This is a genomic window from Marisediminitalea sp. (assembly GCF_984433645.1).
This window is the reverse complement of the sequence record NZ_CFIDRX010000192.1, coordinates 1-7826: the sequence shown is the minus strand read 5'-3', so window position 1 is coordinate 7826 and position 7826 is coordinate 1. Positions and strand designations below refer to the sequence as shown.

The 7826-nt window shown below is 47.5% G+C and carries 6 protein-coding genes; 4 read left to right on the top strand and 2 right to left on the bottom strand.

Going from position 1 to position 7826, the window contains the following annotated elements; all coding sequences use genetic code 11:
* Nucleotides 1–158 precede the first annotated feature (158 nt).
* Nucleotides 159–962 (bottom strand): polysaccharide biosynthesis/export family protein, encoded by an 804-nt coding sequence (locus AC4MRN_RS17895; protein WP_073324981.1) that lies wholly within the window; start codon nucleotides 960–962, stop codon nucleotides 159–161.
* A 431-nt stretch (nucleotides 963–1393) separates the two neighbouring features.
* Here AC4MRN_RS17895 and AC4MRN_RS17890 point away from each other — a divergent pair, with 431 nt between their 5' ends.
* Complete coding sequence (locus tag AC4MRN_RS17890; RefSeq protein ID WP_155015284.1) at nucleotides 1394–2533, top strand: hypothetical protein; 1140 nt, start codon at nucleotides 1394–1396, stop codon at nucleotides 2531–2533.
* Nucleotides 2534–2550: 17 nt separating this feature from the next.
* Here AC4MRN_RS17890 and AC4MRN_RS17885 read toward each other — a convergent pair whose 3' ends face one another.
* Nucleotides 2551–3447 (bottom strand): LysR family transcriptional regulator, encoded by an 897-nt coding sequence (locus tag AC4MRN_RS17885; RefSeq protein ID WP_073324979.1) that lies wholly within the window; start codon nucleotides 3445–3447, stop codon nucleotides 2551–2553.
* Between the two features lie 104 nt (nucleotides 3448–3551).
* On the opposite strand from AC4MRN_RS17885, the gene AC4MRN_RS17880 reads away from it, so the two are divergent.
* The 3 genes from AC4MRN_RS17880 to AC4MRN_RS17870 are packed head-to-tail and all read left to right on the top strand — an operon-like array spanning nucleotide 3552 to nucleotide 7694.
* On the top strand, nucleotides 3552–5234 hold the full coding sequence (locus tag AC4MRN_RS17880) for an ABC transporter transmembrane domain-containing protein (protein ID WP_155015282.1): 1683 nt from the start codon (nucleotides 3552–3554) through the stop codon (nucleotides 5232–5234).
* Entirely contained in the window at nucleotides 5227–6267 is a 1041-nt protein-coding gene (locus AC4MRN_RS17875) for an HlyD family secretion protein (RefSeq protein WP_491204043.1), read from the top strand. The genes AC4MRN_RS17880 and AC4MRN_RS17875 overlap by 8 nt, the downstream gene beginning before the upstream one ends.
* Nucleotides 6264–7694: a TolC family protein gene (locus tag AC4MRN_RS17870; protein ID WP_491204042.1), complete on the top strand. Its 1431-nt coding sequence runs from the start codon at nucleotides 6264–6266 to the stop codon at nucleotides 7692–7694. The genes AC4MRN_RS17875 and AC4MRN_RS17870 overlap by 4 nt, the downstream gene beginning before the upstream one ends.
* Nucleotides 7695–7826 lie beyond the last annotated feature (132 nt).

Here is a 7826-nt window from a genome sequence, read left to right as displayed (position 1 = left end):
GGTTACGATGTACATCGTGACAGCGGATACTGTAAGTACAAACACCACCAGCACCACCCAGAGGTGTCCTATTACTGAGCTTTTGATATTGTTAAGCGAAGCTTTTACGTCAAAGCTATCCGCTTCAGGGACATGAGGAATGGCTTCTTTTTCAAACATCAGTTTATGATCACTTCAGTGGTTTCGTTCACGTCGTCCAACTCTTCAATTAAGCGAAACTGAAAATAAGGAGCTAACACCTGGTTCACACCGGTAAGCGGCGTATTAATGAAGTCTTGTATTGCACGCACAAATTGCGAGCGGTGGCTTTCCGGAACAAATATAATGTCTTCAGGTAGCAAGCGAATATTTTGCATGGCGAGGAAATAAGACGACTGACTGTGGTTCGCTAATTCAAGGGTAATTGCGCGTAAATGGCCGTCCTTGTGTAAGCGAATAACGGCGAGCTGCTCCACTTTCGCTTCGCGTTTTATTCCGCCAACCTGCGCCAGTGCCTGGGCTACGGTCTTCGCTTTGCGAATGGGTATGGCAGACGCCACTTGAACTTCACCGTGTACGTAAACCATGGGCTCCACAACGTTTTCAACAAAAACGCTTACTTCTGGTTCTTTTAATCGCACTGACAAGGCTTTTGTTACCAACCGGTCAAGTTCCATTGGCGTCAGGCCGGCGGCTTTGATGTCATCTAAAACGGGAAGAGTCAGATATCCATCGGGACGAATGGTCACTGTCTTTGAGAAATCCGGGTGGCGGTACACATACACTTCAACCTGGTCGCCCGCCTGAAGGGTATAATCGCGAGTAAAGCGTTGCAGAGATTCAACTACCTGAGGGTTTGCTTCTACAGCAACAGGGGAATAGGGTGAAGAACAGCCGGTAATCAATCCTATGCTTAACACCGCCAACATGGCACAACAGCTATTTCTAAACGTGTTGCGGTTTACTCGTTGTTTTACTTCCATCACAAACTTTTCCGCTTCCTGTTTATATTCAGTTATTTTTGGGGAATGGCACCTGCGCTCATGAGGTGGTCCTTTACCCTTCTGTTTCTTTTGTTAACGTGGTTGTGCTTGGTATTTATTGCTCCGCATATGGCGAATTAGTGCAACCTGCGTTAACGTTATGTCAGTTTTCAGTGAGAAAATATAAAGCAAAGGAAGTGATACTGCTTTCCTTAGCAAAATGTAAGCGTCCTGAAATTAGTTAAAATATGTACAACCCTAGTTTGATAAATTGTATTTTTAGGTGCAATCTTTTTTTTAACTTTTCCGGGATTTAGTCATTTACCTACCCCGTAGTCACTTTTTTCACAAGGTAAATAGCAACACCGCGTAAAGCACTTACAAACATCATGGAACTATTAGAATAAACTCTGGAGCAAAAGGGAACTCGGATGACTAAAATACAATCACCGAAAATGGTCGTGATTGTGTCTGAAGATTACGGTGAATTGGGACATGCCTCGTATTTTTTGACCTTGTGTCGGCAATGGGATGTAAAGGTGGTCATTCCGGAAAACCGGATAGGTATTGCGGATCACCTGAATCCTGACATGTTGTTTGCCTATCGCACCATTCAGGATTGTGAAGACCTGATCGACAGGCATGAACCTGCTGCGGTTGTGCTATTTTCCGGATATTTAGTTTACACCCACGAACCCTATAGTTTTATAAAGTTTTCTGCGTTGCTTACCCGGTTAAAATCGAAGGCGATATCAGTTTTCACCAGTGACCCCTTACTTGGCATTGACATAAAATTGCTGTCTGGCAATTTTGCCGTAAACAATGGCAACGACAACAGCGTTACGCACATAACGAAGCGCTATATCAAATCTATTTATCTAGCCGGTCGGTTACAAGTGCTCCGACGTCAGTTCGCAAACGACGTGCATATTTATCCCGTGCCGATAGATCAGCAAATTAAACGAAATAAGCCGGTTTATTATCGTTCCGTCAGTTTCTTTGAAGACATCGCATCAAAGCCATGTAACGAAAAAGAACTGGTGTTTGTTATGGCAGAGATAGACTTCTACCGCTTGCAGGCATCCCGACAGGACTACCTTGGAGACTTTTTAGAGACGATCAATGCACTTGCAGGACAAGGGTATATCGTTCGCGTGGTAGGTACGCCGGCGCTTGAGACACTGCTTAAGGCATCTGAATTACACAGTAATATCCAGTGTTATGGCACTTTGTCTTTTAGCCAGTACAACGAAATGATTGATCGCTGTGAATGTGCGTTTTTTTGGAATTACTTCTCCTTTTCAGTTTACCGCCGGATTCTGACCGCAAAACCCGTTATTTTTCTTGATGAAGGGCACATGGTTTCCATGTTCCCGGAGCTCAAATCCCTCGGTATCAAGCTACTATTTAACCAACAGCGTCCGCCGATTGCGAGTTTTGATTCTTTAACTAAACCCGATACCTTCCGTCTGATGCAGGAAGAAAGCGCGGCGTTGTGCCGAGAAATTCGACGCTATTTTGAAGACCATGACACCAATGAACTGGTCGAAGCTTTAGGCCGTTTCAAATAACGCCCGCTGATTTGACGTTAGCTGATCAACAAGCTTTTAGCTTCATTGATAACCGCTTTCACAATGCCTTGTGCCGCCTGATTCTTACTGGTTAATGCATAAAAGCGCTCTTTTATCTCGGGGACTTCACCGCATTTTACGACCTGATATTGTTGTGCTACGTGCTCGGCAATCGCTGACGGTGCACAAAAAATACCAAACCCCTCACTACCAAATAACTTTAAAAGGGCGCTGTCATCAAATTCGGCGACAACGTGCGGGAAAATGTGCTGACTTTCAAACCAGGTAGTAAGTCCGAGCGTAATACCTGACTTAATACCGGGCAACAGGATGTTTTGGTTATCGAGGCATTCCGGGAAGGTTGCCTCGCTAGCTGTGTCTGGGTCTGAGGTAAAAAAGGCAACATGCGATTCGCCCAGGAAGTAACTATTGGCACTCACCTGGGTGCCAGGGGCAATGCCCCGGTCAGCGATAACCAGATCAATATGGTTAATGGCCAGTTCGCTGACTAATGCGTCAAAGTTACCTTCCCTGAACTGAAATTTAACCTGCGGATTGTCGCGCATGGTATTGGCAAGGAAGTCATAAGCCAGTACCTTGGGAATCGCATCTGTGATCCCTATAGTGAATTGTTGTTGAGTGGTTTCATGGTCGTTGCGAATGATCTCGGTAAGTAAATTGCCCCTGTGAAAAATTTCACTAGCATGTTCATAGACCGCCTTGCCTTTGCTGTTCAGGTAAAGGCGCTTGTTGATGCGGTCGAAAAGCTGGCAACCTATCTGAGATTCAAACGTAGATAGCTGTCCGCTGACGGTTTGCGGAGTAACGTGCAGCAATTTTGCGGCATTGACCACGTTACCTTCACGGGCTACTAAATAGAAATAATAGAGGTGGCGAAAGTTCAAGTTATACATAACGTAGAAAAATTCGATTATTAAATAAGAAAATATCAGATTTTATCTTACTTGTTGTTTGGGTAAAGTAGCAACACATTGTGATATGGAGTGAAATCTTTCAAATGGAAAAGTCCATTGATTTACGAGCAATCAAGCAGCACCTGGTCGCATTACTCAAACCTGAGCATGGCTTTTTTAATGTAGCCATTGCTTACGGCGTGGCGATCAGTTTTCTCACCCTGGCTGTGCCGATTGCGGTTCAAACACTGATCAACAGCATTGCCAATATAGGCTCCGTCAGAGCGGTGGTTATATTGTCGATGGTTTTGTTTTTTACACTCGTGATTTCAGGTTTGCTCAGTGCGTTGCGAATGCGGGTCATGGAGCATTACGAGAGGAAAGTCTACGCTCGCTTAACGTCGGAACTGGCAGCAAAAACCATGATGGCACCGCAAAGCTTCTTTGATGGCCAGCGCAATACCACCATTACACAGCGTTATTTCGACATCATGACCTTCCAGAAAAACATCCCATCGCTAATGGTTGACGGTTTCGCGTTGGTGCTTCAACTGGTTGTCGGTTTTACCCTCGTGTCGTTTTATCACCCATTTCTACTTATGTTTAACCTGTTGATTCTGCTGCTTATGTACGCCATCTGGAAACTATGGGGCAATCAGGCCAAGCGCACGGCGGTGAAACTGTCGCAGTCAAAATACGACTCTGCAAAATGGTTGAATGACATGGCAAGCGCTCACGAATTCTTTAAATCTGCAGATCACCTGGACTACGCAGGCCGCAATACAGAGCAGTACATAGCGTCTTATGTTAAGCAGCATAAAGCCCATTTCCACTTCACATTCCGACAAGCGGTTACTTTCCTGTTGCTCTACGCATTGGCAAGTGCTTCGTTGCTGGGTATAGGCGGGTATCTGGTGGTCATAGGCCAGCTTTCCATTGGCCAGTTGGTTGCCGCTGAGTTGATCATGTCGGCGGTGTTTTTTGGTCTTTCGCGATTCTCTCAATACCTGAAGCTCTACTACGAGTTGTACGGTGCGTCTGAAAAAATCGGCGGTGCCCTGGCCATTCCTCAAGAGGCTGTGCATGAAGACGGTGGTAGCCTGGTACCAAACGGCTCGAAGCTTGAACTCAAGCGCGTAACCATGCGCCATCACCAGGATGCCTGCCATATCGATTTTACCGTGGAAGCGGGTAAGAAATACTTTGTGACCACACGAAAAAGCTGGGTTCAAAAACAACTTGGAAGTTTCTTGAAACGTTACGACAGGCCAATAAGGGGCGATATTTTATTGGGCGATCACAATCTGTTTGATTACGACAAGTATGAGTTACGTCAGGCGGTCTATTCGCTCGACAGGTCACTGATTGTTGAATGTACCATCGAACAGTTTCTGAAGTTATCTGCCCCTGGAGTTACTTTTGCGCAGATCAGCGAAGCCCTTGATATGGTAGAGCTAACACAGGTAATCGATGATTTACCTGATGGTCTGGCTACCCGTATTGCAAACCTGGGGACGCCACTGCAACCACTAGAGTTCCTGTTACTAAAACTGGCAGCAGCTATTCTGTCTGGTCCGCAAATTGTGCTGTTGAATCAGCATTTTGATGCGGTGCCTCATGCGCTTAAAGCGCGATTATTACGGCGCATTTACAGCATGAACTGGACGGTATTGTACTTTACTAACATGCCGGTTGATGGTGAATTTGATGGCATTCTGGCGTTGCACGACACGCTGGAAGTAACGGCTTTTACACCAAATACAGCAGAGGAGGGCACTCATGAATAGCGCAGAGCGTTTCCTGCAAAATATTGTGTCTGTCTCTGAACAGTCGATGCCCCGTACCCACAAAGTAGTCACAGGGCTGATTATTGGCGCTTTACTTATTGCCGCTGCGGTACTGTGGTTTACCCCTTGGATCCAGACTGCATTCGGGCAGGGCAGCGTGGACTCTATGGAGCCAAATGGCAGAATGCAGGCCATTTCAGCTTTGGTAGACGGGCAAATTAGAACCTGGCACGTCCGGGAGGGGATGAAAGTAAAAGCAGGGGACCCTATTGTTACCCTGACAGACGTAGATACCCAGCGTATCGAAAAACTGCAGTCGCAACTGGCGGCAACAAAGCAACGGCACGAGGCGGATGTGACTGCCGTGGAAAACGCTCAGAAAAACCTGGCCAGACAAAAAGCGCTGTTACAGCAGGGCCTGGTGTCTCAACGTGACGTTGAAGCCGCACAAATACAACTTGAGTCCCTGCGCGCTAAAGCAGCCAGTTCACAGGCTGATATAACCTCAGTCAGCATGGTGTTATCCCGTCAGGAAACGCTTACCAAAGTCGCGCCCGTCGACGGGACCATAGTGCGTTTGTTTGCCGGGGGCACTGCAACATACGTGAAAGCCGGCGATGTTCTGGGACATTTTATACCCGATGGCGTGACCCGTTACGTTAAAATCACGGTGAGCGGACTCGATGCGCCACTCGTCAAACCAGGTGCGAAAGCGCGAATTCAGTTCGAAGGCTGGCCGGTTATTCAATTCAGTGGCTGGCCCGACACGGCGGTAGGTACCTTTGGGGGAGAAGTGGAATACGTTGAACCCGTTGCGAACCAGATGGGGGCATTTCAGGTGTGGATCAAACCCGATGCAGAAGATATTCCCTGGCCCAGCGCAAACGTGGTGCGTTTAGGGAGTCGTGTGCGTGCGTGGATCTTGTTAGAAGAAGTCAGACTGGGTTATGAATTGTGGCGTCAGCTCAATAACTTCCCGCCACAGCAAACACAACAAACCCAGCAAACCGAGCAACAAGGGAGCACGAAATGATGCTGCGCGGGCTTTCCATTGCGATAGGGTTAATGACTTCGGCTATAAGCGGCGCTGCGAGTGCGCAATCTCAGGTACCCGATACTGCTACGCAGCACATACCCAGCGTGCCTGAGTTTATTCATACCATTGCCAACGCGCATCCCTATTTACAACTCATTGAGCAAAAAGGGGTGAAATATGATGCGTCGCTGGTGATGGCTGAAAGTGAGTTTGATATCAAACTGGAGCAAGACGTGGCAATGCGCCTGACGGGATATTACGACGGCAATCAGGTTGCGCAGCGTGCGGTAAAGCCGCTCGCGGGCATGAATGCCAAGTTGTACACCGAGTATAGGGTAGCAGGAGGAAACTTCCCCGTCTACGAACAGCAAATGGACACCCTAACTGGCGGCGAAGCAAGCATTGGCGTTTCTCTTTCACTGCTGCGAAACCGGGAAACTGATTCGCGCAGAACAGCACTCACCAATGCGCGGGTGGCAATAGAACAATGGCAGGCCGAAGCGTCGCTAATGCGAAATGATTTTATTTTTAAAGGCCTGAGTCAGTACCTTAAATGGTATGAAGCCACATTAAAAATTGCCACTGTGCACGACCTTATCGATACGCTGCACGCCCGCAGAAAAGGGTTGCAGGCGAGGGTAGATAACGGTGATTTACCGGCGGTAACACTCACCGAATTTGATGCCAGTATTTTAGAGCAGCAGTTAGCATTGGCAACGCTTGAACAGTCACGCCAGGTAGCTGTTCAGAGTTTGTCGTTTTTCTGGCAGGTGCCTGGTGAGTCCACGCCTTTTGCGGCTCAGCACAATGTACTGGGGCTCGACATCAACTGGCCGTTTTCATTGAACCAGACTTACATTCAGCAATTGCGTACGGCGTTGCGCCAGCATCCTGTTATTCAAGCGCGGGCGGCCGATGTCGCCTCGTTAACCAATGAACAACGGTTGGCGAAAAACCAGTTGCTGCCAACCTTAGATATGAAAGCGGCAGTTGCACAGGATTTTGGTAGTGGCCCGGTTAACCTTGAAGATACCGAAACCAAAGTGGCCCTACAGTTCTCTTATCCATTGGGTAACCGCAAAGCCAAAGCCAAACTATCGAAAGCCGATGCCGAATTGGCGGCCAGTAAACTGGAGTTGAACCTTGCTGAGCAAAAACTGCGACAAGAGTTTGAGCAAGCCGTAGTGCAGTGGGAGCAATCACAACGCGTGGCGCAGCTACAACAACAAAATACCAAAGTTAAAGAAGAGCTGTCGTGGTTGGAGCAACAGCGTTTTGAGAAAGGCGATAGCGATTTATTCAAGCTTAATGCAAGGGCATCTCAGGTTATGAATGCACGGCTGAAAAACGTAGAAGCAGTGATTAATGCCATGTACGCAGAGTTAAGCCTGCACTGGGTGGCTGCTCGATTAGGCGAGGTGTAGCGGCTGGGGCTTGTTTTTGTTTACGGCAGCGAACAAAAGAATAAACATACGAGCGACTCTTACGAACTTTAGTGGATTCTGTTGGACTGCTTTTGGTCTGTGACGGTTATTACCGTTGTTATTGGCGTATTC

Bases quoted from the DNA above. Each gene is read 5' to 3' on its own strand.
- AC4MRN_RS17895 (WP_073324981.1), bottom strand. From the start codon at position 962: ATGGAAGTAAAACAACGAGTAAACCGCAACACGTTTAGAAATAGCTGT.
- AC4MRN_RS17890 (WP_155015284.1), top strand. From the start codon at position 1,394: ATGACTAAAATACAATCACCGAAAATGGTCGTGATTGTGTCTGAAGAT.
- AC4MRN_RS17885 (WP_073324979.1), bottom strand. From the start codon at position 3,447: ATGTATAACTTGAACTTTCGCCACCTCTATTATTTCTATTTAGTAGCC.
- AC4MRN_RS17880 (WP_155015282.1), top strand. From the start codon at position 3,552: ATGGAAAAGTCCATTGATTTACGAGCAATCAAGCAGCACCTGGTCGCA.
- AC4MRN_RS17875 (WP_491204043.1), top strand. From the start codon at position 5,227: ATGAATAGCGCAGAGCGTTTCCTGCAAAATATTGTGTCTGTCTCTGAA.
- AC4MRN_RS17870 (WP_491204042.1), top strand. From the start codon at position 6,264: ATGATGCTGCGCGGGCTTTCCATTGCGATAGGGTTAATGACTTCGGCT.